Annotated in this window: 21 protein-coding genes, 3 tRNA genes and 1 pseudogene; 13 read left to right on the top strand and 12 right to left on the bottom strand. The window is 69.1% G+C overall.

Annotated features, from left to right (window positions below; all coding sequences use genetic code 11):
* Positions 1-7: 7 nt before the first annotated feature.
* From BCR15_RS08230 to BCR15_RS08215, 4 genes are all read right to left on the bottom strand, one after another.
* On the bottom strand, positions 8-1,099 hold the full coding sequence (locus tag BCR15_RS08230; RefSeq protein ID WP_078919793.1) for an ABC transporter permease: 1,092 nt from the start codon (positions 1,097-1,099) through the stop codon (positions 8-10).
* Positions 1,096-2,115 carry an ABC transporter permease gene (locus tag BCR15_RS08225; RefSeq protein WP_068751705.1) on the bottom strand — a complete coding sequence of 340 codons (1,020 nt, stop codon included), beginning with the start codon at positions 2,113-2,115 and terminating at the stop codon, positions 1,096-1,098. Before BCR15_RS08225 ends, BCR15_RS08230 begins: the two co-directional genes overlap by 4 nt.
* On the bottom strand, positions 2,112-3,629 hold the full coding sequence (locus BCR15_RS08220; protein WP_197971707.1) for a sugar ABC transporter ATP-binding protein: 1,518 nt from the start codon (positions 3,627-3,629) through the stop codon (positions 2,112-2,114). Before BCR15_RS08220 ends, BCR15_RS08225 begins: the two co-directional genes overlap by 4 nt.
* Before the next feature lie 103 nt (positions 3,630-3,732).
* The gene (locus BCR15_RS08215; RefSeq protein ID WP_218058948.1) at positions 3,733-4,722 is read right to left on the bottom strand and encodes an autoinducer 2 ABC transporter substrate-binding protein; all 990 of its coding nucleotides are present in this window, start codon (positions 4,720-4,722) and stop codon (positions 3,733-3,735) included.
* A 194-nt stretch (positions 4,723-4,916) separates the two neighbouring features.
* On the opposite strand from BCR15_RS08215, the gene BCR15_RS08210 reads away from it, so the two are divergent.
* The 4 genes and pseudogenes from BCR15_RS08210 (at position 4,917) to BCR15_RS08200 (ending at position 8,278) form a co-directional block, all read left to right on the top strand.
* Positions 4,917-5,981 carry a substrate-binding domain-containing protein gene (locus BCR15_RS08210; RefSeq protein ID WP_068751702.1) on the top strand — a complete coding sequence of 355 codons (1,065 nt, stop codon included), beginning with the start codon at positions 4,917-4,919 and terminating at the stop codon, positions 5,979-5,981.
* A gap of 109 nt (positions 5,982-6,090) precedes the next feature.
* Positions 6,091-7,474: pseudogene (locus BCR15_RS08205) on the top strand (IS1380 family transposase).
* Between the two features lie 105 nt (positions 7,475-7,579).
* Positions 7,580-7,765: an excalibur calcium-binding domain-containing protein gene (locus BCR15_RS14350; RefSeq protein ID WP_078919792.1), complete on the top strand. Its 186-nt coding sequence runs from the start codon at positions 7,580-7,582 to the stop codon at positions 7,763-7,765.
* A gap of 75 nt (positions 7,766-7,840) precedes the next feature.
* Positions 7,841-8,278 (top strand): hypothetical protein, encoded by a 438-nt coding sequence (locus BCR15_RS08200; RefSeq protein ID WP_068751701.1) that lies wholly within the window; start codon positions 7,841-7,843, stop codon positions 8,276-8,278.
* A 1-nt stretch (position 8,279) separates the two neighbouring features.
* Here BCR15_RS08200 and BCR15_RS08195 read toward each other — a convergent pair whose 3' ends face one another.
* Entirely contained in the window at positions 8,280-9,899 is a 1,620-nt protein-coding gene (locus BCR15_RS08195; protein WP_078919791.1) for an LCP family protein, read from the bottom strand.
* A gap of 109 nt (positions 9,900-10,008) precedes the next feature.
* Between BCR15_RS08195 and BCR15_RS08190 the strand changes: the two genes are divergently transcribed.
* A tRNA-Ser gene (locus BCR15_RS08190) sits at positions 10,009-10,099 on the top strand.
* Positions 10,100-10,153: 54 nt separating this feature from the next.
* Here the strand turns inward: BCR15_RS08190 and BCR15_RS08185 are convergent.
* Together BCR15_RS08185 and BCR15_RS08180 are read right to left on the bottom strand one after the other, a co-directional pair.
* On the bottom strand, positions 10,154-10,636 hold the full coding sequence (locus tag BCR15_RS08185) for a methylated-DNA--[protein]-cysteine S-methyltransferase (protein WP_197971706.1): 483 nt from the start codon (positions 10,634-10,636) through the stop codon (positions 10,154-10,156).
* Entirely contained in the window at positions 10,633-12,117 is a 1,485-nt protein-coding gene (locus BCR15_RS08180) for a DNA-3-methyladenine glycosylase 2 (protein WP_068751766.1), read from the bottom strand. Before BCR15_RS08180 ends, BCR15_RS08185 begins: the two co-directional genes overlap by 4 nt.
* A gap of 217 nt (positions 12,118-12,334) precedes the next feature.
* Between BCR15_RS08180 and BCR15_RS08175 the strand changes: the two genes are divergently transcribed.
* The 4 genes from BCR15_RS08175 to BCR15_RS08160 all read left to right on the top strand — a co-directional run bounded on the left by BCR15_RS08175 (position 12,335) and on the right by BCR15_RS08160 (position 15,811).
* Positions 12,335-12,407: transfer RNA gene (locus BCR15_RS08175), tRNA-Arg, on the top strand.
* Between the two features lie 131 nt (positions 12,408-12,538).
* Positions 12,539-14,101 (top strand): glucosaminidase domain-containing protein, encoded by a 1,563-nt coding sequence (locus BCR15_RS08170; RefSeq protein ID WP_068751699.1) that lies wholly within the window; start codon positions 12,539-12,541, stop codon positions 14,099-14,101.
* Positions 14,102-14,166: 65 nt separating this feature from the next.
* Entirely contained in the window at positions 14,167-14,898 is a 732-nt protein-coding gene (locus BCR15_RS08165; RefSeq protein ID WP_078919790.1) for a glycerophosphodiester phosphodiesterase, read from the top strand.
* A 10-nt stretch (positions 14,899-14,908) separates the two neighbouring features.
* A complete protein-coding gene (locus BCR15_RS08160) occupies positions 14,909-15,811 on the top strand; it encodes a 1,4-dihydroxy-2-naphthoyl-CoA synthase (RefSeq protein ID WP_068751697.1) in 903 nt (300 codons plus the stop codon).
* Between the two features lie 12 nt (positions 15,812-15,823).
* Here the strand turns inward: BCR15_RS08160 and BCR15_RS08155 are convergent, their stop codons facing one another.
* Together BCR15_RS08155 and upp are read right to left on the bottom strand one after the other, a co-directional pair.
* Complete coding sequence (locus BCR15_RS08155; RefSeq protein ID WP_068751696.1) at positions 15,824-16,585, bottom strand: YwiC-like family protein; 762 nt, start codon at positions 16,583-16,585, stop codon at positions 15,824-15,826.
* 66 nt (positions 16,586-16,651) lie between these two features.
* Entirely contained in the window at positions 16,652-17,293 is a 642-nt protein-coding gene (upp, locus tag BCR15_RS08150; RefSeq protein WP_068751695.1) for a uracil phosphoribosyltransferase, read from the bottom strand.
* A 121-nt stretch (positions 17,294-17,414) separates the two neighbouring features.
* Between upp and BCR15_RS08145 the strand changes: the two genes are divergently transcribed.
* Together BCR15_RS08145 and tadA are read left to right on the top strand one after the other, a co-directional pair.
* Positions 17,415-18,008 (top strand): tRNA adenosine deaminase-associated protein, encoded by a 594-nt coding sequence (locus BCR15_RS08145; RefSeq protein ID WP_068751694.1) that lies wholly within the window; start codon positions 17,415-17,417, stop codon positions 18,006-18,008.
* 23 nt (positions 18,009-18,031) lie between these two features.
* Positions 18,032-18,463: a tRNA adenosine(34) deaminase TadA gene (tadA, locus tag BCR15_RS08140; RefSeq protein WP_068751765.1), complete on the top strand. Its 432-nt coding sequence runs from the start codon at positions 18,032-18,034 to the stop codon at positions 18,461-18,463.
* Here the strand turns inward: tadA and BCR15_RS08135 are convergent.
* A complete protein-coding gene (locus BCR15_RS08135) occupies positions 18,460-19,641 on the bottom strand; it encodes an MFS transporter (protein ID WP_141680075.1) in 1,182 nt (393 codons plus the stop codon). The genes tadA and BCR15_RS08135 overlap by 4 nt on opposite strands.
* Positions 19,642-19,825: 184 nt before the next feature.
* On the opposite strand from BCR15_RS08135, the gene BCR15_RS08130 reads away from it, so the two are divergent.
* Positions 19,826-19,913: transfer RNA gene (locus BCR15_RS08130), tRNA-Ser, on the top strand.
* Between the two features lie 66 nt (positions 19,914-19,979).
* On the opposite strand, the gene BCR15_RS08125 is transcribed toward BCR15_RS08130, so the two are convergent.
* Both BCR15_RS08125 and BCR15_RS08120 read right to left on the bottom strand, forming a co-directional pair.
* A complete protein-coding gene (locus BCR15_RS08125) occupies positions 19,980-20,510 on the bottom strand; it encodes a LytR C-terminal domain-containing protein (protein ID WP_068751693.1) in 531 nt (176 codons plus the stop codon).
* Positions 20,511-20,538: 28 nt separating this feature from the next.
* On the bottom strand, positions 20,539-20,832 hold the full coding sequence (locus BCR15_RS08120; protein ID WP_068751692.1) for a type II toxin-antitoxin system VapB family antitoxin: 294 nt from the start codon (positions 20,830-20,832) through the stop codon (positions 20,539-20,541).
* A gap of 39 nt (positions 20,833-20,871) precedes the next feature.
* Here BCR15_RS08120 and BCR15_RS08115 point away from each other — a divergent pair, with 39 nt between their 5' ends.
* Positions 20,872-22,485: a helicase HerA-like domain-containing protein gene (locus BCR15_RS08115; protein ID WP_068751691.1), complete on the top strand. Its 1,614-nt coding sequence runs from the start codon at positions 20,872-20,874 to the stop codon at positions 22,483-22,485.
* Positions 22,486-22,487: the final 2 nt, after the last annotated feature.

Below are 22,487 nucleotides of genomic sequence, written 5' to 3'. Positions count from 1 at the left end.
TTGGTGTTCATTTGACGATTCCGTATCGCTTGCTTGCGTAGTTGTTGAGGAGGGCGGCTCCGATGAGCATGACGCCCATGGCGAGGAGCTGCATTTGGGTGCCGGGGTTGCCGGGGATCGCGAGGAGGAGCCCGGCGTTGAGCCAGACGACCAGGAGTGTTGCCAGGAGGACGCCGGCGACGCGGCCGATGCCGCCGGTGATGGCGACGCCTCCCAGGACGGCGATGGTGATGGCGGGCAGGGCCAGGCCGTTGCCGGCGGTGCCGGCGTCCGGCCGGGCAGATGCGAACTGGGCCACGATCACCACTGCGGCCATGGAGGCAAGCCCGCCGGCGGTGATGTAGGCGATCAGGCGTGTTCGTCGGGTGTCGATACCGGCCCATTTGGCTGCGTCGTCGTTGGTGCCGATCGCGTAGGCCCGTCGGCCGTAGGCGGTTCGGTTCAGTAGGAGCCACATGAGGACGACGGCGGGGAGCAGGAAGGTGAACACGGCCATAGGGAAGTCGGGCAGGTACTGCCCGATCAGGGGCAGTTCGACAGGGCGAGCGGCGGAGTAGAAGTCCTGGATGGTTTGGGAGTTGATCGGGCGCTGTCCGCTGACCACCATGGCCAGGGATTTCAGGGCGTAGAACGTGGCCAGGGTCGCGATCAGGGGGGGAAACCCGATGTAGGCGATCAGGTAGCCGTTGATGGCGCCACACACGACACCGGTGAGTGCGGTGAGCAGGATCGCGGGGACAAGTCCGAGGCCCCAGACCCCGTAAGAGAACCCGAACACGACACCGGAGATCGACACCACGGCCCCTACGGAGAGGTCGATTCCCGCTTTGCCGGAGAGGATGACGATCAGCTGTGCGAACCCGAGGATGGCGACTGGGACGGCACTGATCAAGGTGGAGGCCAGGTAGTCGGTGTCGTAGCTGCCCGACAGCATGCCTGCGGTGTCGAGTGACATCATGACGGCCAGCACCACGACGATGAGGACGCCCAGCAGCGCCACGCGCTGGGTGAGCAGTGTCCTGACGATGCGCTGCAGGAGGGGCAACTCGGCTGCCTTGGTGGCGGCGGCTGGGATGGGGGTGAGGGTTGAGGCGCTCATGACGTCTTCTTCCGGGCTCGTTCGCGGATGATGTCTGTGCCGACGGCGAGGATGATCGCCAGTCCGACGAACAGGTCGGACAGTTGGGACGGCCAGCCCAACTGGGTGACGCCCGAGGTGACCGTCTGCACAAGGATGGCGCCGAGGAGGGTGCCGAGTACCGACCCTCGACCTCCCAGGACCGAGGTGCCTCCGATGACCACGGCGGCGATGACGGCAAGTTCGCGTCCGACGCCAACGCCCTGGTCGAGGGTCGAGGTCCCCATCCCGAGGGTGAAGCAGGCCCCGAGTCCGATCAGGAGTCCGGTGAGGGTGTAGGCGGAGACGAGGAGCTGTTTGACCTTGACCCCGGCGAGGCGGGCGGCGTTCTCGTTGCCGCCGATGGCCAGCAGGTGTCGGCCGCTGGGGCGGTGCCGGAGGAACCACCATGCGGCGCCGAGCACGATCAGTGTGATCAGGAAGCTGTGTGGGATCCCGAGGGTGCGTCCCTCCTCGCCGCGCCCGAAGATCGCGAACGTCGAGGGGATGTTGTTGACGGTGCTCGACCCGAAGATCTGCAGCCCCAGGTACATGAACAGGTTGGCGGTTCCGAAGGTGATGATGATGGGGTGGATTCGTCCGTAGGCGATCAGCACGCCGTTGATGAGTCCCAGGACTCCACCGATGGCCATCGCGAGCAGCACGGCCGGGATCAGGGGAAGCCCGAGGGCCACCATCGCTTTTGCCACCACGACTGCGGCGACCATGGTCGCAGCACCAACGGACACGTCGATGCCGGCGGTGATGATGACGAAGGTCATCCCTACGCCGACCAGCGCGACCGGGGCCACTGCCACCAGAAGCGGCACCACGGAGCCCGCTGTCAGGAACGCGGGAGTGAACACCCCCAGCAGCGCCCAGAGCGCGACGATGATCCCGATGAGTACGTACTCCTGGCCGGTGACCAGGGGCGGGAGGATTCGTCCCTTCACCTTGCTGGTCAGGTCCGCCTTGACGGGAATAGTGGTCGTGGTCATCGTGGGTCCTCCTGTGTGGTTGCGCCGGAGGCCGCCGCGAGGAGCTCGACCTGGGTGGCGCCGGGGCCGAACTCGGCGTGGACGCGACCGTCGCGGATCACGATGATCCGGTCGGCGATCCGCTGCACCTCACCGAGGTCGGTGGTGGTGACCAGCACAGCGGTCCCGTCTGCGGCCAGTTCTTCGATCAGTCGGTGGATCTCCTCCTTGGCTCCGACGTCGACGCCCTGGGTGGGTTCGGCGAGCAGGAGAAGGGTGGGGGTGTCCATCAGTTGGCGGGCGAACACGACCTTCTGCGCGTTGCCGCCGGACATGGCCATGACGGGCTGTTTCTCGCTGGGGGTCTTGACCCCCAGGCGGGAGACGAGGGTGCGGCTCAATGCGGTCTCGCGCTTCGGGCTGACCCAGCCGCGGACGCGACCCAGCTTCGTCAGGTCGCTGATGGTGATGTTGAAAGCGATCGACTGGAAGGAGAAGACACCCTGTTTCGCGCGGTTCGCGGGGACCATCGCGATCCCCCTGTCCCGCGCGGCGGCCGGGCTGCCGCCCTTCAAGGGTGTTCCCTGGAGGCTGATGCTGCCGCCGGTGGCGTGTCGCATCCCGTAGATGACCTCGGCGATCTCCCCCGCTCCCGAGCCCAGGAGCCCGTACAGTCCGACGATTTCTCCGGGGCGGACTGTGAGGTTGATGTCGTGGAGTCGTCCCGCCACGCTGACGTTGTCCAGTTGCAGCGTCGGTTCCCCTGACGGCAGGTCGCGGACGTGACGCTCAGCGGTGTCAATGCCTCCGACCATCAGCTCCACGAGGTGTGGCACGGTGAGGTCGGCGATCGGGTAAGTGTCGAGGGTGGTGCCGTCTCTCATGACCGTCACGACGTCGGCGATCTGGAACAGTTCGTCGAGCCGGTGGGATATGTAGATCACTGCCACCCCGCGTTCGGTGAGGCGCCGGACAACGGTGAACAGCACTTCGATCTCGGTGTCGGTGAGGATCGCCGACGGCTCATCGATAATCAACACGCTGGCGTCGCCAGCGACGGCTTTGGCGATCGACACCTGCTGCTGCTGGGCGATGGACAGGTCTGCGACTTGGACGGTCGCGACCTCGGGCGGCAGACCGATCATTTGGAGGAGTTCCTGGATCTCGCCGGCTTGGGCGGCCCAGTCGATCCGGCCGCCCTTGGTGAGCTCTCGCCCGAGGAACACATTCTCGGTGATGCTCAGTTCGGGGAACAGTTGCGGTTCCTGGTAGACGGTTTGGACGCCGAGACGGATCGCGTCCGCGGTGGAGTTGATAGTCACCGGCCTGCCGTCGAATTCGATGGTTCCGGTGTCGGTTTGTTCGGCGCCCGCGAGGATCTTGATCAGCGTCGACTTCCCGGCGCCGTTCTCGCCCACAAGGGCGTGCACGGTGCCTGGCTCCAGGGTGAAGTCCGCGTGCCGGATGGCCCGCACACCCCCGTATCGTTTCGAGATGCCTCGCATCGAGACGCGGGGGACATTGCCTTCGCTCACGGTGCTTCTTTCCTTTCCTGTGGTGTTCTTCGGTCGCGCTGAGGCCACGGGGCGGCTCAGGTGTGTTCGATGAGCCGCCCCGAGAACCGGGCGGGGCGTGGGATCAGTAGTCGAACTGCTCGACGTTGTCCTTGGTGAACACGAGCGGATCGCCGAGCAGCATGATCTTGGTGGCTGCGTCATAGGTGACACCCGTGATGTCGCTGTTGACGTCGAAGGCCGACTCGAACGCCGTGTCGGCGGCAAGCTCGGACCCAGCCCACGCGGTCAGGTAGCCAAGGTTCTCCACATCCCACAGCACCGAAGCGCTGGAGGAACCATCCAGGAGATAGGGCGCCATGGCCGTGGGGGTCCCGCCACCCACCGTGAACACCTCGCCGATTCGGCCGGCATCACGCACCGCCTGGGCCACACCCGGCGCGGCGGCCGAGCACAACCCCACGATCCCGGTCAGGTCGGGGTGCGCGTTCATCAGGTCCGTGGCCATCGAGGCCGCCTTCGCCTGATCCTCACCGGCGTACACGGTGTCGACCAGCGTGATGCCGGGGAAGTCCGCCGCCATCACCTTGTTGATCTCCTCAATGTAGGAGTTGAGGTTCGACGCGGTCTCCGAGCACGACACAATCGCGAACTCGCCCGCCCCGCCCATCGCCCCCGTCAGGCTCTCCGCCAACGCGCGACCATGGTTCTCCGGGGTGGTCTGGTTGACGAACAACTCGCGCACCGAGTTCGGGGCATCGGTGTCAGAGGTAGCCACCCGGATACCCGCATCCTGAGCCTCCTGCAGCAGCGGCGCCATAGAATCCGGATCGTTGGGGGCCACCACCAGAACGTCGACCTTCTGCTGGATGAAGGCGCGCACGATCTCGGACTGCGCCGCCGCGTCCGCCGTCGTCGGACCCTGGTACAGCCACTCGATACCCAGTTCCTCAGCGGCCTTCTGGCCACCGGCGTTCATCGCCTCGAAATAGGGGATGCCCTGCAGCTTGGGAACGAACGCAACCGTGACCGCCTCTCCCCCACTCGCAGGCGTGCTGCCGACCGAACTCGACTCGTTCTTGCTGGTACAGGCGCTCAACGCGAGCGCCCCCACAGCGAGAACCGCAGCCATCTTCAGGTGCTTGCGTGACATGTAAGAACTCCTTTGTCTCTTGCGGATCGTGGTCGGGATCTCCGTCCCACCCATCCGGTTGCAACGTTGCAGGTTCAGTGTTGCATTCGCACTTGCAACGTGTCAAGTGGTTGGTAGAGTGCAGTTCAGGCCGAACTGGAAGGAAGTGACCAACGATGGTTGCGAGCGTCAAGGACGTGGCGGCACGCGCCGGGGTATCTCCCTCGACGGTGTCGAACTTCTTTCACCGCCCCCATCTGGTGTCGGCGAAGAATCGTGAGCGCGTGAACGCGGCGATCAGCGAGTTGGGGTACGTCCCCAACGAGTCCGCCCGCCAGTTGCGCAGCGGCACGAGCAAGACCATCGCGCTCAACCTCCTCGATGCCTGGATCCCGTTCTACTCGAGCATGTCGCGGGGGGTGGAGGACGCCGTCCGGGAACAGGGGTGGACGCCGTTCTTCGGCAACAGCGGCCGTGACCCCGAGCGGGAACGTGGCAACATCGAGATGTTTGAGTCGCATCGGGTTCAGGGCCTCATCATCAGTCCGGTGGCCGACGCCTCTGAACAGCTTCTTCGACTGCAGAGCAAGGGAATCCAGTGCATCGCCGTCAGTCCCCTCGTCGAGCACCCCGCCATCCCCAGCATCTCCTTCGATGACTTCCGCGGTGGTCAGCTCGCGGGAGAGCACCTGGTGCAGATCGGCCGGAAACGGATCATGTTCATCGGCCGCGATCAGATCTCCCACTCCGCCAACCGTCTAGCAGGACTCCGCGCCGCCGTCACAGCCGCGCTAGGCGCCGCCGCCGACGTCACCGTGTTGCAGGTACGCGCACTCGACATCGAGAACGGCCGGATCGCCGCCACCGACATCATTGGGCAACCCCGCGCCACCTGGCCGGACGCCATCTTCGCCGCCAACGACATGCTCGCGCTCGGGGCCATGACCGCCTTCATCCGCGCCGGGATCCGCATCCCCGACGACATCGCGCTGATCGGCTACGACGATGATAACTACGCGGCCATGGCCATCGTCCCCCTCACCACCATCCGCCAACCGTCCTACGACATGGGACACCGGGCCGCCGAAATCCTCCTCCACCACATCGCCCATCCCACCGCCCCGATTGAGCACATCTCCTTCGAAGGCAGCGTCATCATCAGAGAGTCGACCTTCGGGGCAGAAGCACGTAGGGCCGACAGTCGAGTAGCCCGCCCTGCGCACAAGCTCGGCCCCGGCTGAACCTCGATCCGCCGGGGTGATGGGTGTGCCGTGACAGCGAATGCTCCTGCGACAAGGAAGAATAGGACTTGCGACAGTTCAATTCGACCCGTTGACAGGAGCACTCGTAGTGCGAGTCTGCCACACCCTTGAACCCGTTTTCGACGACCCGAACCTGATCGCTTTCGGCGGGCTGCCGGCGGTGATGACGCTGGCCGAACAGGCCGGACTGCACGACCTGGTCGACGAGCATGTGACCGTGCCGGGCAGCGCCGGGGCGAACGCCTCGGTCAAGGTGCCGGCGATCGTCGCGGGGATGATCGCGGGAGCGGACTCGATCAGCGATCTGGACGTGCTCCGCCACGGTGGGATGGGGCGGGTCTTCACCGGGCTGCGGGCAGCAACCACGCTGGGCACCCACCTACGCGCCTACGCGTTTGGGCACGTCAGACAGTTGGACGCCGTCGCTGCCCGCCTGTTGGTGAGGTTGGCGCACGTGTCGCCGATCCTCGCCGGCGCCGAACAGGTCGTCTATGTGGATGTCGATGACACCGTCCGGGAAACCCACGGCTACCGCAAGCAGGGTGCCGCCTACGGGTATTCGAAGGTGAAGGGGTTGAACGCCCAGTTGGCGATCGTGTCGACCCCACTGGCGGCGCCGGTGATCGCCGCCACGAGGTTGCGGAAGGGCAACATCGATTCCGGACACGGCGCGGCCAGCCTGATCGGCGACCCCCTCGCCATCCTGCGGCGGGCCGTACCGACCACTCCCGGCCTGGTGGTGGTTCGGGCTGACAGTGCCTACTTCCGACACGACATGGTCGCCGCCGCGACCGCGGGTGGGGCCCGGTTCTCGGTCACCGCAAGGATGAACAAGGCCGTCGTCAGGGCCATCGCCGGCCTCGACGAAGCGGCGTGGACCACGATCCGGTACCGCGACGCGATCTACGACCAGGCCCAGCAACGGTGGATCTCCCAGGCTGAGGTCGCCGAGGTGCCGTTCACCGCGTTCACGTCGCATCGCAAGGCCCACCACGTCACCGCCCGGCTGATCGTCCGCCGCGTGCAACGCCTCAACCCGCACACCGCGAAGACCCAAGGGGAACTCCTTCCCGGCTACCGGTACCACCCGGTCTTCACCAACACGACGCTGACGATGGTGGACGCTGAGGCCGCCCACCGTGATCACGCGATCATCGAAGCGGTCATCGCCGACCTCAAGGACGGCCCGCTGGCGCACGCCCTGTCGGGGAAGTTCACCGCGAACGCCGCCTGGCTCGTCCTCGCCTCCATCGCGTTCAACCTGACGCGGGCCGCCGCCCGCCTCGCGTCCCCGACTCTGGGCAAGGCCCGCACCGCGACCGTACGCCGCACCCTGATCCAGGTGGCCGGCAGGATCGCGAACCAGGCCCGCCGGTGGCGGCTCCACCTACCCCGCCGCTGGCCCTGCCCAAGACGAACTCGACACCCTCTACACCGCCGCCCTCGGACCACCCATCCTCGCCACGAGTTGACAAACCGCCCCACGGGCACGACCAGGAACCTGCAGTGGAAAAGCCGGGCACACCGGCGGATAGTCCACACCCTCACCCGGCACCGCGGTTCCGCCGCCTCCAAGAATGCCGAAACCGTCACCTACGAATGAACGTCGGCGGATCGAGGCTGAAACAACGGGGCTCAATTACGCTAACGGCACTGAGGTTCGCGGTGCTGGAGCCGCTCCGATCTACTACTGGCAGCCAGGCTACGGCCCTCACCTGGATCGGGACGGAGACGGAGTCGGTTGCGAGATCTACATCGGCTGAGTCGTTCGCTTACCGTCGGGCGTGTGCCCCGGCAGCGTCCGGTCATTCTGCTGACCGGCTAGGTACTGTGGGGCCATGGCCGAGTCCACGCACGTCATCAAGCCCCGCCCCCCGGTCCGCGCGTTCGTCACCGCCGCCGTCGCCGCCCTGGCGGGTGCGGTCCTGCTGGTGGTGTCGCTCACCCAGGACTGGCATGTCGCGCTGACGATCCTCGGCGGGCTGGTGCTGCTCGGCGGGGTGGTCCTCACCGTCGTGGCGTTCCTGTCGATCGACCGGCTGGCGGTCCGTCTCACGCTGGACGACGCGGGCTACCGGCTGGTGGGACCCAGCGTCGAACACGCCGGCGAATGGGCCGACGTGACGAAGGTCACGCAGTCCCAGGAGGGTTCGCACGTCACCATCTACCACGGCGCGGTCCGGCGGACGCACCTCCTGTTCCCGGGAGGGGATCGTCAGCAGATCGACGACGTCCTGACCGACATCCGCCAGCGGTTGCAGGCGGCCAACGGCTGATTCAGTCCTCCGGGTCAGCCTCCGCGTCGTCGCCGTTCCAGGCGCAGGCGTCGCCGACGTCCTGAGCGCCGTCGGTCAGCTCCCCGGCCGCCGTCGCCGATGCGGACGGGCCGGCTGACGGGGACTCGGCGCTCGTCGTGGGTTCGGTGGAGGCTGAGGAGGCCGGGGCAGGGCTCGACGTGCCGGGAGCGCTGGTGGGCGAGGCCGACGGGCTGGGGTCGCCCTGGATCGCATCCTCGACGGCCGCGCGCATCGCCTCGAAGTCCGGGTTGTTGTAGGAGTAGCCGTTCTTGCCCGGCGAGTACACCAGGCGCGTGACCGGGGCGTCCTTGACGCGGAGAGCCAGCTCGACGATGACAGGCAGATCGCGCTGCGGGATGTCGGTGACGACCATCTGGGAGGACGCGGCCGCGATGGCCTCGTAGCGGGTGAGCATGGTCGTGGGGTTGGCCTGCCGGATGATGGCCCCGACCAGGCACGACTGGCGGGCCATCCGGTCGTAGTCGGAATAGTCCAGCCTGCTGCGCGCGTACCACATGGCCTCGTAACCCATGAGGTGCTGGTCGGGCCCGGGCTCGAGGTATCCCGAGGGCCGCTTGCCCTGGCTGTTGCCGCCGATGGCCAGCCGCTGGTTGATGTTGACTGTCACCCCGCCCATGGCGTCGATGAGCTGCTGGATGCCGTCGATGTCCAGCATCGCGAAGTAATCGACCTTCAGGCCCGTGACGCCCTCGACGCCCTGCTTGAGGGCCTCGGCGCCGCGGTAGGTGGAGTCGGCGAACAGGTCCGGATACTCCAGCTCGACGTGGGCCCAGATGCTGTTGATGAACCATTCCTCGGCCGGCTCCCCGCGGAAGCCGTCGGGGAAGAGCTCGGCCATCTCGCTGCCCTCGGGGAACGGCGTGTACTGCAGGTTGCGGGGGATCTGGATCAGGGTCGTGTCGCCCGTGGCCGTGTCGATGGAGGCGAGCATGATCGTGTCGGTCCGCACGCTGTACTGCTCGACGGCATCGGCGCGGGAGGCGCTGCCGTCGGCCCCGAGGAGCAAGATATTGAGGCGCGGGATGTCCTCGAACGGGTCCTCCTTGCCCTCGAGCGTGGGCCGTGACGACGACTTCACCTCGTCGGGCCCGGAGGTGAAGACGCGGTCGACGAGGAGCATCTGATCGCGCGCGTACCTGGCGCCGATGGCGGTGGGGGCGGTCACACCGAAGGCCAGCGCCGTGACCAGCAGGGCGCCGAGGGCGCGGCGGCGGTCCGGGAGACGACGGGGCCGCGTGAGGATCTGGGTCGCGGCGATCAGCGCCACCCAGACGAGGCCGGCGACGATGAGGGCCGTGCTGACGCCGGTGAGGATCGCCGGCTTGACCGCCGCGGTGGCGAGGCTGGCCGGATCGGTCAGGGCGAAGTACCCCACGTAGGCCGCGACGACAACCGCGATCAGTGCGGTGATGGCACCGACGATGCGGGCCAGGCGCGGCCGCGCGCCGAGAAGGCCGGAGCCGGGAAGCAGCGCGGACGCGACGGTCAGGAGGAGGGAGGTGCGCAGCGGGCGCGTCGGCGGCTCGTCGCGCTCCCCGTCGTCGGGTGCGGCGCGCCGGCCCCGCGGCTGGTAGGTCATGGGCTCCTCCTGCGGCCCCAGTGTAGACGTCTCCTCCGTGCTCGCCCTCGCGCGGGCGGGCGGGGATTTTGGCGAGCCGCGCGCGCCTCGGCTAGGCTGTGACGGCACTGGAGGTGTCGCCTAGTACGGTCTATGGCGCCCGCCTGCTAAGCGGGTTTGGGGCTTCAACCCCATCGCGGGTTCAAATCCCGCCACCTCCGCCGGTGAGACTCGGAACCCCTGGACGCGTCCGGGGGTTCCGCTGTCTCCGCCGCTCACAGCAGCCGACCGTCGCGCTCCATGTCGAGGAGGTACCGCTTGCGGTCCTCGCCGCCCGCGTAACCGGTCAGGGTGCCGTCGGCCCCGATGACGCGGTGGCACGGCACGACGATCGAGATCGGGTTCCGACCGACCGCGGCCCCGACTGCGCGGGATGCTCCGGGCCGGCCCACACGCAACGCCAGTTCGCCGTAGGACGTGGTGTGGCCGTACTCGATGTCCTGCAGCGCGGCCCAGACGGCGCGCTGGAAGTCCGTACCCTCAGGCGCCAGGGGAAGCTGGAAGTCGGTGCGGCCGCCGTCGAAGTACTCCCGCAGTTGGCGGGTGGCGTCGGGGTGGGCGTCATCGACGCGGTCCCCCCAGGCCGACTCGGCCACCGGAGGCCGGCGGTGCCCCTCCATGAGCACGGCGACGAGCGTGCCGTCCCGGGCGACGAGGGTGAGTGGGCCGATCGGCGACGGCATCACGCTGTAGGTCATGGCTGCTCCTGACATCCCGGGTGGCCGGGGATCGAGTTGACGGCGTGGGGCGTGAGCGCCCACAGGTGCTGGGTGGCGTAGGAGCGCCACGGTCGCCACGCGGCGGACCGTGCCGTGAGGTCGACGCCGAGTTCCTCGGCCGCGCGGACCACGCCGAGGTCCGTGGCGGGGAAGGCGTCCGGGTCGCCCAGGCCCCGCATCGCGATCATCTCGACCGTCCACGGGCCGATGCCCCTGAGCGAGGCGAGGCCGGCGCGCGCGGCGTCCCGGTCGGCGCCGACCGAGAGGTCCAGGTCGCCGTCGGCCAGTGCCCCGGCGAGTCGGCGGATCGTGTCGCGGCGGGCCGCGGGGTAGGCGAGCGCCTCGTCCGGTGCGCCCGCGACGGCGTCGGCGGTCGGAAAGAGGTGATCCAGTCCCGGTATGCCGGTCTCGACGGGGGTGCCGACGGCCCTGACCAGCCGGGCTCCATGGGTGCGGGCCGCGGCGGTCGACACCTGCTGGCCGAGCAGAATGCGGAAGGCGATCTCGTCGCCGTCGACCCCGCGAGGCACCCGTCTGCCGGGATGTGCGTGGACGAGCGGTGCCAGGAGCGGGTCGTCGGCGAGCGCGTCGTCGACGGCCACCGGGTCGGCGTCGAGATCGAGCAGCCGCCGCACCCGGGCGAGGGCCGTCGGCAGCTGGACGATGTCGCTGACCCCGATCCGGGCCTCGACCCCACGGGTCGCCGGGCGGAGGGAGACGACCCCGTGGCCGCCGGGGAGGCGCAAGGTGCGGTGGTACGTGCCGTCGTGGAAGGTCTCCACGCCGTCGATCGCGGTGCCGATGAGGTGCCCGAACACGTTGCAGGCGCAGAAGGGCTGCCGGACGGGGAGCGTCAGGTCGACGAAGGTGAGCCCGCCGTCGTGCCTCGGTCCATGGCCGCGCGAGGTGCGGCGAAGCTCACTCGGGGTGGCGTCGTAGATCGCGCGCATGGTGGCGTTGAAGGAGCGCAGGCTGGCGAAACCGGCCGCGAAGGCAACGTCGGTGAGCGGGAGCTCCGTGGCCTCGAGCAGCGTCCTGGCGGTCTGGGCCCGCCGGGTGCGGGCGAGCGCCAGAGGGCCGGCGCCGGTGCCCTCCTGCAGCATCCGCTGCACCTGGCGCGCCGAGTAACCCAGCCGGGCCGCCAGGCCCGTGACGCCCTCGCGATCGACCAGGCCGTCGTCGATGAGCCGCACCGCGCGTGCGACCGCGTCGCCGCGGACGTCCCAGTCGGGAGAGCCCGGCGAGGCGCCCGGGAGACAGCGCTTGCAGGCTCGGAAGCCGGCGAGCTGGGCCGCGGCTGCGGTCACGAAGAAGCGGACGTTGCGGGGGTGGGGGCTGCGGGCGGGGCAACTGGGACGGCAATAGATCCCCGTCGACGTCACCCCTGTGACGAAGTGGCCGTCGAAGCGCGCGTCCTTCGACTGGATGGCGCGCAGCCAGGCCTCCCGCTCGTCATACATGACACCCAGCATGACGCATCGCCAGGGCGGGTTCTCGCAGGAATGCGACATCGCCCTCGGCGTCGGGGCAGTGACGGAAATCTTCCTGTGGGGACTCATCTGTGCATATGCACGGATGAGTCCCCACACGAAGATCGCGGTAGATCCCGCGCTCGGGAGCGGGGTGGATCCGCCGTTTTGCCCATCCCGCCGGGGTCGCGTATAGTTTCGGGGGCCAGCGCTCGTGGCTCAACGGATAGAGCATCTGACTACGGATCAGAAGGTTGGGGGTTCGAGTCCCTCCGAGCGCGCTGGGATCAGGCGCCGGGTTCACCCCCGGCGCCTGATTCTTTATCCCCCGAGGTCGCCGCCGCCGTCAGACCTCAACCTCCCCCTCAGCTTGCGGTGGTCAGACCGGGGGCCTACAAGGTTGAATGTCGCCATGCCTTCCCCACGCACCCTTGTCCGGGCCCTCGTCGCCCTCGCCATGCTGGCGGTGCTGCTGCCTCAGGCACGCCCGGCCGTGGCCCTCGACGCCGCAACGTTCATCGCGAAGACCGCCGCCTGGGCGCAGGCCGAGGAGAAGGCGCACGGTGTCCCCGCCTCGGTGGCGATGGCGCAGGCCATGCTCGAGTCGGGCATGGGGGAGTCGGGACTGACCAAGAACGCGAACAACTGGTTCGGGATCAAGTGCTCCTCCACAGTCAGCCCGTACCAGAACGGCTGCTACAGCGTCTCGACCACCGAGTACGACTCCAACGGCAACCCGTACACCGTGGTGGCGAAGTTCCGGAAGTACGACACCCCCGAGCTGTCGTTCATCGACCACGGCTACTTTCTCAGCCGCCTGTCGCGCTACGCCAAGGCATTCCTGTACAAGGACAACCCGGACCGCTTCATCGTCGAGGTGCACCTGGGCGGATACGCGACGGACCCGCAGTACGCGAACAAGGTCATCAACATCATGACCAAGTACAACCTCTACCAGTACAACATCACCCCGCCGTCGACCGCCCCGAGCGAGCTGGCCATCCGGCCGCAGCTGAAGGCGTTCACCGACGCCACCGCCTCCGTCACCGGCCTGCTCAGTCCCGACGGCGCCGGCCGGGAGATCCAGGTGCAGGCGTTGACCGCCGAGGGCTGGACCACCGTGACGTCGGCCGCGGCCGGCTCGCGCGGCCAGTTCTCCCTGCCGCTCGACCACGCGAAGTCGAATGCTGGCAAGGTCACCTACCGCGTGGTGGCGGCCGCTGCCCAAGGGCAGTTGACGAGTGCTGAGTTCGTGCTCGAGCGCGTCGGTCGGGTCCTCGTCCAGCCCGTCACCACCGTCATGGTGACCCAGACCACGCAGCTGCGCGGCTCCGCATCCGGCTACGTCGGGCGTCCGATCGTGGCGCAGGTCCTCGTCGACGGTGTGTGGCAGGACCACGCCGCCGGGACTGTCTCCTCGTCGGGGACGTTCGCGCTGCAACTCGCCGTGGGCCAGGCGGAGGCCGGGACCTGGAGCGTGCGCGCCGTCGTGACCGCCGCCGACGGCAAGACCTACCCCTCGACGATCGTCAAGGCGACCTGGGTGCCGGACGTCTACACCACCGAGGGCACCCACGACTACAACGGCCGCCAGTGGCGGACGAGGTGTGAGCCGTACTCCGGCACCACCCGGTGCTTCACCGACATCTGGGCCTCGACGGTCAAGGTGGTGAGCGGCAAGTTCGTCAAGACGAGCGACTGGACCTTCAACAACATGACCTACCTGCCGAGCCCCAGGTCCATGTGGGCGACGAACCCGCTCGGCGGCTACGGCACGCCGGGTCCCAAGACCTTCACCTGGACCTCCGACGGTCGCGAGTGGAAGGCCGAGTGCGACACTGCGACGACCGGCGCCGGAGGGTGCCGGGCCTACATCCTGGCCGACGTGATCACCTCGTCCCAGACGTCCAGCGGCACGTGGCGCTACGCCTGGCAGCGCACCTGGGTGTTCAACAACATCGTCCGCTTCTCCTGATCCGGCGGCGCGGGCCGGCCCCGCTCGGGATGCCGAGCCCGGCCCCGTCGTGGGAGAATCGCCCGGTGACAGCAATCTGGGCCCACCGCGGCGCGAGCGCCTACGCTCCGGAGAACACCCTGCCCGCCTTCGAGATGGCTCTGCAGATGGGCGCAGACGGCGTCGAACTCGACGTGCAGCGGTCAGCGGACGGGCAGGTGGTGGTCATCCACGACGAGACGGTCAACCGCACGTCGAACGGCGTCGGGAAGGTCGTCGACCAGTCCTTCGAGCAGCTGCGCCAGTGCGATTTCTCCAACCGCTTCGCGGGCCGCCGCAACGTGAAGATTCCGACGCTGCGTGAGGTGCTCGACCTCTTCCGCGGCACCGGGAAGACGGTCAACATCGAGCTGAAGAACACCGTCGTCCTGTACCCGGGGCTCGAGGACGACGTGCTGCGCATCGTGCAGGACGCCGGCATGCTCGACCAGGTCATCATCTCGTCGTTCAACCACTTCTCCCTGGCCAACCTGCGCGGGCGCGTGGCCCCGGATCGGCTCGGGCTGCTGCTCTCGGACGGCATCTACGACCCGTGGAAGTACGCGGCGTCGTTCGGCGCCGGGGCGATCCACCCGCACTACCTGGCGTTGCAGCAGCCGAACTTCGTCTGGCTGTGCCACGAGGCCGGGATCAAGATCCACGCCTGGACGGTCAACAAGGACGAGGACGCGCTGTGGCTGGCGGGGCTCGGCGTCGACGCTATTATCACCAACTTCCCGGACCGGGTGGGGGAAGCGCTACGGGGCCCCGGCTACTAGGGTGCCTGCCATGACCACCGACAACCCGTTCCGCCCCGAGCTCTGGGAGCCGGTCGCCGGCTTCGAGTTCACCGACATCACCTACCACCGCGCCAAGGACGTGCCGGCGGTGCGGATCGCGTTCGACCGGCCGGAGGTGCGCAACGCGTTCCGTCCGCACACCGTCGACGAGCTGTACCGCGCTCTGGACCACGCGCGCATGTCGTCGGATGTCGGCTGCGTCCTGCTGACAGGCAACGGCCCGTCGCCGAAGGACGGCGGCTGGGCGTTCTGCTCCGGCGGGGACCAGCGCATCCGGGGACGCGCGGGGTATCAGTACGCGGAGGGGGAGACCTCCGAGACGGTCGACGCGGCCAAGCTCGGGCGGCTCCACATCCTCGAGGTGCAGCGCCTGATCCGGTTCATGCCGAAGGTGGTCATCGCGCTGGTCAACGGGTGGGCCGCCGGGGGCGGACACTCGCTGCACGTCGTCGCGGACCTCACGTTGGCGTCGCGGGAGCACGCGATGTTCAAGCAGACCGACGCCGACGTCGGCTCCTTCGACGCCGGGTTCGGTTCGGCCTATCTGGCCCGCCAGGTGGGCCAGAAGTTCGCGCGTGAGATCTTCTTCCTGGGCGACGTCCACGACGCCGAGGACGCCCACCGGATGGGCATGGTCAACCGCGTCGTGCCGCACGCGGAGCTCGAGGACATGGGCCTGGAATGGGCCGCGAAGATCTGCGGCAAGTCGCCAACGGCGCAGCGCATGCTGAAGTTCGCCTTCAACGCCATCGACGACGGGCTCATCGGCCAGCAGGTGTTCGCGGGGGAGACCACTCGGCTGGCGTACATGACCGACGAGGCCGTCGAGGGCCGCGACTCGTTCCTCGAGAAGCGCGCGCCCGACTGGTCGAAGTTCCCCTACTACTACTGAGGTTCCGGGCGCTCAGCCCAGGAGCACCAGGGTCAGGGCCCAGGCCGACAGCAGGATCTCCATCACACCGATCTGGGCGGGGCGGCGGGGCGCGCGCGGCATCCAGAACGACCTCGCGGCCAGCGCCGCGGCCCAGGTCAGCCACCACCATCCCAGCCAACCGGCGCCCACCGCCGCGACCGTCACGAGCGCCACGCCCGCGTGATACGCCTGCGACCGCACGGCCGAGGCCGGCTCGTTGCGTTCGCGGATGAGTGCCTTGACGTGTAGGACCGTTCCCACGAAGTACGCGGTCAGCACCACCATCATGGCCACGTCGCGCCATCGGGTGGGGTCGTCGGCCCCCCACGGCTGAAGCACCGCCATCAGTCCGCAGGACGCGACGACGGTGAGCACGCCCGACTGCAGCGACCGCTCCCGCCGAGACGCGGCGAGGTACAGCGCCCAGGTGACCAGGACCGCGTAGGCCGGCGCCCACCACAGGAGCACCGGCCCGGTGAGGGCGAGCGTCACGAGCCCCGAGACACCGGCCGCCACCGCGTAGACGACCAGCGCAGGTGTGTAGCGGGTGCGGCGCTGCGCCGGCGCCTTGAGGGTGAGGGTCGCGGCGTTGTAGGCGAAGTAGCCCAGCAGCCAGGTGAGCCCCAGCGTGAGGTCCCCGGGGCCCAGCGGGCGGGCGTCGCGGGCCATGACGAGGCCGGCGAGGTAGGGCACGAGGATCATCGCCCACGCCCCGTGTTGCTTCGGCACCCAGCCCGCCGTCAGACCAGCCATCCGGTCACGGTATCCGACGGCTCCCGGGGCGCGGCACCCGCCCCGGCCGTGGGGCCCCGAAGGCCGTCAGTCGGCCAGGCCGTACAGGCGGTCGCCGGCATCGCCGAGACCGGGCACGATGTAGCCGTGCTCGTTGAGGCGCTCGTCAACGGCGGCGACGACCAGCGTGCACGGCACGTCGAGATCGGCCAGGAGCCGGTTGAGCTTCTCGATCCCCTCGGGGGCGGCCAGCAGGCAGATGCAGGTGATGTCGTCGGCGCCGCGGTCGACGAGGTACTGCACCGCTCCGCCGAGTGAGCCGCCGGTGGCCAGCATCGGGTCCAGGACGTAGCACTGGCGCCCGGACAGATCCTTCGGCAGGCGCTCCGCGTAGGTGACCGGCTGGAGCGTCTCCTCGTCGCGGATCATGCCCAGGAAGCCGACCTCGGCGGTGGGCATGAGTCGCAGCATGCCGTCGAGCATCCCGAGCCCGGCGCGCAGGATCGGCACCACCAGCGGCGCCGGCTGGGCCAGCTTGACGCCCGTCGTCGCCGTCACCGGCGTCTCGATCCGGGTCTCGGTGATGCGGACACCGCGGGTGGCCTCGTAGGCCAGCAGCGTCACGAGCTCCTCGACGAGCCGCCGGAACACCGGCTGCTCCGTGTGCTTGTTCCGCAGGACCGTGAGCTTGTGATCGACGAGGGGGTGAGTGACGACGCAGAGTTCCACGACGCTAAGCGTCCCACATCCTCCTCAGGCGGCGAAGCGGGCCGGTGAGATCACGGCCCGAGGGTGTGTCGCGTGGCCACTCATGCAAGGATGGACGGGCACCGACCGAAAGGAGTGAGCCGTGGACGTGTTTGACGAGGACGCTGAGCCCTTCGACCTCAACAGCGTGGACGACGACTCCGACGAGCCGGAGGACTCCGACGACGACTACGACGAGTACGACGATCTGGAGGATGCCACCGAGGACGAGGTCGATCTCGTCATCGCTCTCTACCGCGAGGACGGCCGGGCCGTCGCGGTCCCGCTGGATGTCGACCTCGCCAACGACCTCGACGAGCTGATCACCCAGCTGAGCCGGCTGCCCGGGGACTCGGGCGCCGACGGGTGGGTGTCCGTCGCCGGGGAGTTCTTCGTGATCTGCCGCGTGCGCGGCCGCACCGTCGAGGTGCTGCTCTCCGACGCCACGGCGGCCACGGACTGGCCCATCGCCCGCGACGTCGTCGACTACCTGGGCGAGGAACCCCCGGACGAGGACGCCGACCCGGCGCCGCTCGGGGACCTCGGTATGTACGCCGCCAGCGGGCTGCGTGCGTTCGAGATGGAGTCGATCGCCACGGACTACGACGAGGACTCCGACGTGCTCCTCGGCCGCATCGCGTCCAAGCTGAAGATCCGGGCCGAGTTCGACGCCGCCGTCGAGGCCTTCGACGACTAGTGGCCACCCGCTGGCACCCGGCGATGCGCCTGGCGCTCGCCGAGGCGGTCGCGGCGGGCCGGCACGGCGACGTGCCGATCGGGGCCGTGGTGCTGGGACCCGACGGACAGGTGCTGGGTCGCGGAGGTAACGAACGCGAACTGCACGGCGATCCGACGGCGCACGCCGAGATCGTGGCCATCCGCAGGGCCGCGGAGACGATCGGGGAGTGGCGCTTGAGCGGCTGCACGCTGGTCGTCACGCTCGAGCCGTGCACCATGTGCGCCGGGGCCGTCGTCGCCAGCCGGATCGACCATCTGGTCTTCGGCGCGTTCGACGAGAAGGCCGGCGCGGTCGCCTCGCTGTGGGACGTCGTGCGCGACCCGCGGCTCAACCATCGCCCGCGGGTGACCTCCGGCGTCCTGGCCGACGACTGCGCCGCCCTGCTCGACGGCTTCTTCCGCGACCGGCGCTAGCCCTCCCGGACGGCCACGATGCCGCCGCGGAGGTCTGGCTGGGCGTCGCGGAACACCAGCGCCACGAGTGCGGCCGACCCGGCGATGGCCACCGCGACGAGGATGCCCGCGTGGCCGCCCCCGGTGTCGATGGCGATGCCGGCCAGCGCTGAGCCGAAGGAGGCGCCGAGGAGCTGACCGGTGCCGATCCATCCGTAGGCCTCGGCGGTGTCCGAGAACGGGACGCTGCCGGCGATGACCGATGACACGGCCGCCAGCGCCGGCGCGATCCCGAATCCCGCGAGGAAGAGGGCCAGCGCGAGGCCCCAGAATCCGCTGAGGATCGCCGCGAGGCCGAACCCCGCGACGACGACCAGCATGCGCAGGGCCAGGGACCAGCGGCTGATCGGCCGGTTCCCCGCCGCCAGGCCACCCATCAGGGATCCGACGGCCGACAGCGCCAGCACGCCGCCGGCTTGCACGGAACCGTCTCCGAACGAGGCGACGATGGCCGCCTCCATCGCCGCGAACGCCCCGATCATCAGCAGCGACGTCACCGTCATGAGGAGTACCGACGGGTTGGCCAGGACGCGGCCGAACCGCCGCGTCGTCGGCGGGATGCGCAGCTGCCGCACCCGTCGGGCCAGGATGAACAGCAGCCCGCCGACGATCTGGATGCCGATGACCACCAGGAGCGCGGGCCCGGACCCGAGCGTGCCCACCAGCAGGGTGATCGCCACGGGGCCGATGATCCAGATGATCTCCTGCAGGGCGGCGTCGAGGCTGAACAGGCCCGTCAGCAGGTGCTGGGGCGCCAGCTGCGGGTACAGCGTGCGGACGGCGGGGATCACCGGCGGCATCGCGGCCCCGCCGAGGCCGGCGAGCGCCATCGCGCCGGCCAGGGGGAGGGGGAGCAGCGCGAGGAGGGCGAAGGCCGTCACCGAGATGAGGAGGGTCGCGGTCAGGACCCGGAAGGTGCCCAGCCGGCTGAGCAGCCGCGACACGACGGGGCCGGCGACCGCCATACCGATCGAGAACGCCGCGAGGACGAGACCGGCGGCGGTGTAGCTGCCCTGCGTGGCCCGGACGTGCATGAGGATGCCGAGCGAATACATCCCCGCCGGGAAGCGGGCGGCCAGCTGGGCGATGAGGATGTGGGCCAGCCCCGGAGCCCGCATCAGCGTCGCGAAGTCACGCACCCGCTCACCTTAGTCGGTTGAGCCTGCGCCTGGTCTCGGCAGGTCTTGGATCGTTCAAGCCGTCCAATTTCGGCGTCGGGACGTGGATCAGGCTCAACGCTCGGGTGGCGCGCAGCCGGGGCGGGCCCGCGCGAGCCGGCCGCCAATTGGTCAAACCCCGGGGTCCGCCGGTACAGTATCCGGCGGTGATGTGTCTGAGCGGCCGAAAGAGCCCGCCTCGAAAGCGGGTGTGGGGCAACCCACCGGGGGTTCAAATCCCTCCATCACCGCCACGGTCCTGAGGGACCAGTTGAGGGCCCCCGATCCACCAGGTTTGGGGGCCCTCAACGTGTGCAGACTCAGGAGCTGGGCGACGGCGACGGTTCCGGGGCGCTCGCCGACGGCGTCGGGACCCGGCACAGCTGGCCGTCCGTGGAGCTCACCTGGGCGAACGGGGCCTCCGAGAAGCCGGCGAAGTCCGTGCCGACGAGGATGTCGACGACGCCGTCCACCCGATCGTCGTACTGGATGACCGGCTCGACGAAGTAGGAGGCAGCCAGCCGGATCTGCGGGGTCTCACGCCGGTTCGCGCGGATCACGGTGCCGGTGACGCGTTCCTCGGTGTTGGTGACGCGGGCGACGTCGAAGCCCGCCTCCGTGAGCTGGTTCCCGACGCGGTTGGCCAGCCCGCTGGTGAAGCCGCCGTTGTAGATGCGCACGGTCACGTCGCGGACGGTCACGATCTCCGCCGGCTCCATCACGCACGGCGTCGGCGACGGCGACGGTAGCGGCTCGGTCAGCGCCTTCCACCCCCACGTCGCACCCCAGACGAGCAGGCCCAGCAGGCTGAGCAGCAGGATCGGGGTGGCGATGAGCCGGAAGATGCGCACGGGTGTTCTTTCCTCTGGTCGGGGACTGTTACGTCAGCTCCAGCACGCGGGCGTGCATCGTCTGCCTCTGTTGGAGTGCGGCGCGCAGGGCGCGGTGGAGGCCGTCCTCCAGGTACAGCTCGCCGCGGTAGGACACGACATGCGCGAACAGGTCCCCGTAGAACGTGGAGTCCTCCTCCAAGAGCGCCTCCAGGTCCAGGGTCCGCTTTGTGGTGACCAGCTCGTCCAGCCGGACCTGATGCGGGGCGATCGCGATCCACTGCTTCTGGGTGTAGCCGTGGTCCGGGTACGGGCGGGAGTCGCCTACTCGCTTGAAGATCACGGCCCCACCCTAGCGGCTGGGCTGTGCCAGAGTAGGACGGTGAGTAACGAGGCCCTGATCGAGACCATCACCACCGGCTACGCGTTCGAAGCCCCGTCGGTCACGCTGGGCGTGCTGCACGACGAGGAGCCGGTGGTGGACGCCCGCATCCGGATCCCCCTGTCGATGTTCAACCGGCACGGCCTCGTCGCGGGCGCCACCGGCACCGGCAAGACCGTCACCCTCCAGGTGCTGGCCGAGGCGCTCAGCGCCGCCGGCGTCCCCGTGTTCGCCGCCGACATCAAGGGCGACCTCAGCGGGATGGCCACCCCGGCGGAGCCGTCGGAGAAGCTCCTGGCCCGGGTCGCCAAGCAGGGCCAGGACTGGCAGCCGAGGGCGTACCCCTGCGAGTTCTTCTCGCTGGGCGGCGAAGGGGTCGGCGTGCCGATCCGGGCGACGGTGTCGTCGTTCGGCCCCATCCTGCTGTCGAAGATCCTCGACCTGAACAAGGTCCAGGAGTCGTCGCTGGGCCTGGTGTTCCACTACGCGGACAAGGCGGGTCTGGCGCTGCTGGATCTCAAGGATCTCGTCGAGCTGCTGAAGTACCTGACGTCGGACGAGGGCAAGCCGGAGCTCAAGGGGATCGGCGGCGTCTCGACGGCGACCGCGGGCGTCATCCTGCGCTCCCTGGTCACGCTCGCCGACCAGGGCGGGGACGCCTTCTTCGGCGAGCCGGAGTTCGATCCGGCGGACCTGCTCCGCGTCGCGCCGGACGGCCGCGGCGTCGTGTCCCTGCTCGAGCTGCCCCAGTTGGCGAGCAAGCCGGCGCTGTTCTCGACGTTCCTGATGTGGCTCCTCGCCGACCTCTTCTCGTCCCTGCCGGAGGTGGGCGACCTCGACCGGCCGAAGCTCGTGTTCTTCTTCGACGAAGCCCACCTGCTCTTCAACGACGCCTCCGACGCGTTCCTCGACGCCATCACGCAGACGGTGCGTCTCATCCGGTCCAAGGGGGTCGGCATCTTCTTCGTCACCCAGACCCCGAAGGACGTCCCCGACGACGTGTTGGCGCAGCTCGGATCGCGGGTGCAGCATCAGCTGCGCGCCCACACCCCCAACGACGCCAAGGCGCTGCGGGCCACCGTGTCGACCTACCCGACGTCCGACTACGACCTCGAGGAGGTCCTGCAGCAGCTCGGGATCGGGGAGGCCGTCGTCACCGTCATGAGCGAGCGGGGTGCGCCGACGCCGGTGGCCTGGACGCGCATCTTCGCGCCCGAGTCGCGGATGGGGCCGACCGACCCCGACCACCTGAGGGCCGGCGTCGAGCAGTCCGCGCTGATGGCGCGGTACGGCACGCCGCTGGACCGGCAGTCGGCCTACGAAGTGCTGACCCGCCAGCTGGCCGAGGGAGCCGCGGCCGCTGAGGCCGAGGCCCGGGCCGAGGAGGAGCGGCGCCGCCGGGAAGAGGCGGAGAAGGAGATGGCTGCGGCCGAGAAGGAGTTGGCGCGGCGCGAACGTGAGGCCCGCGCGGAGGAGGCCGCACGCCGCCGCTACGAGCGGGAGAATCCGGGGTTGATCCAGCAGGTCACCAAGTCCGCAGTCTTCCGCGACCTCGTCCGCACGGCCGGACGCGAGATCGTCCGGGGGATCTTCGGCACCGGCCGGCGGCGCTGACC

It is taken from the genome of Tessaracoccus lapidicaptus, assembly GCF_001693815.1.
Taxonomy (GTDB): Bacteria; Actinomycetota; Actinomycetes; order Propionibacteriales; family Propionibacteriaceae; genus Arachnia; species Arachnia lapidicapta.
Note: the sequence above shows the minus strand (reverse complement) of the source record. Positions and strands in the feature narration are given on the sequence as shown.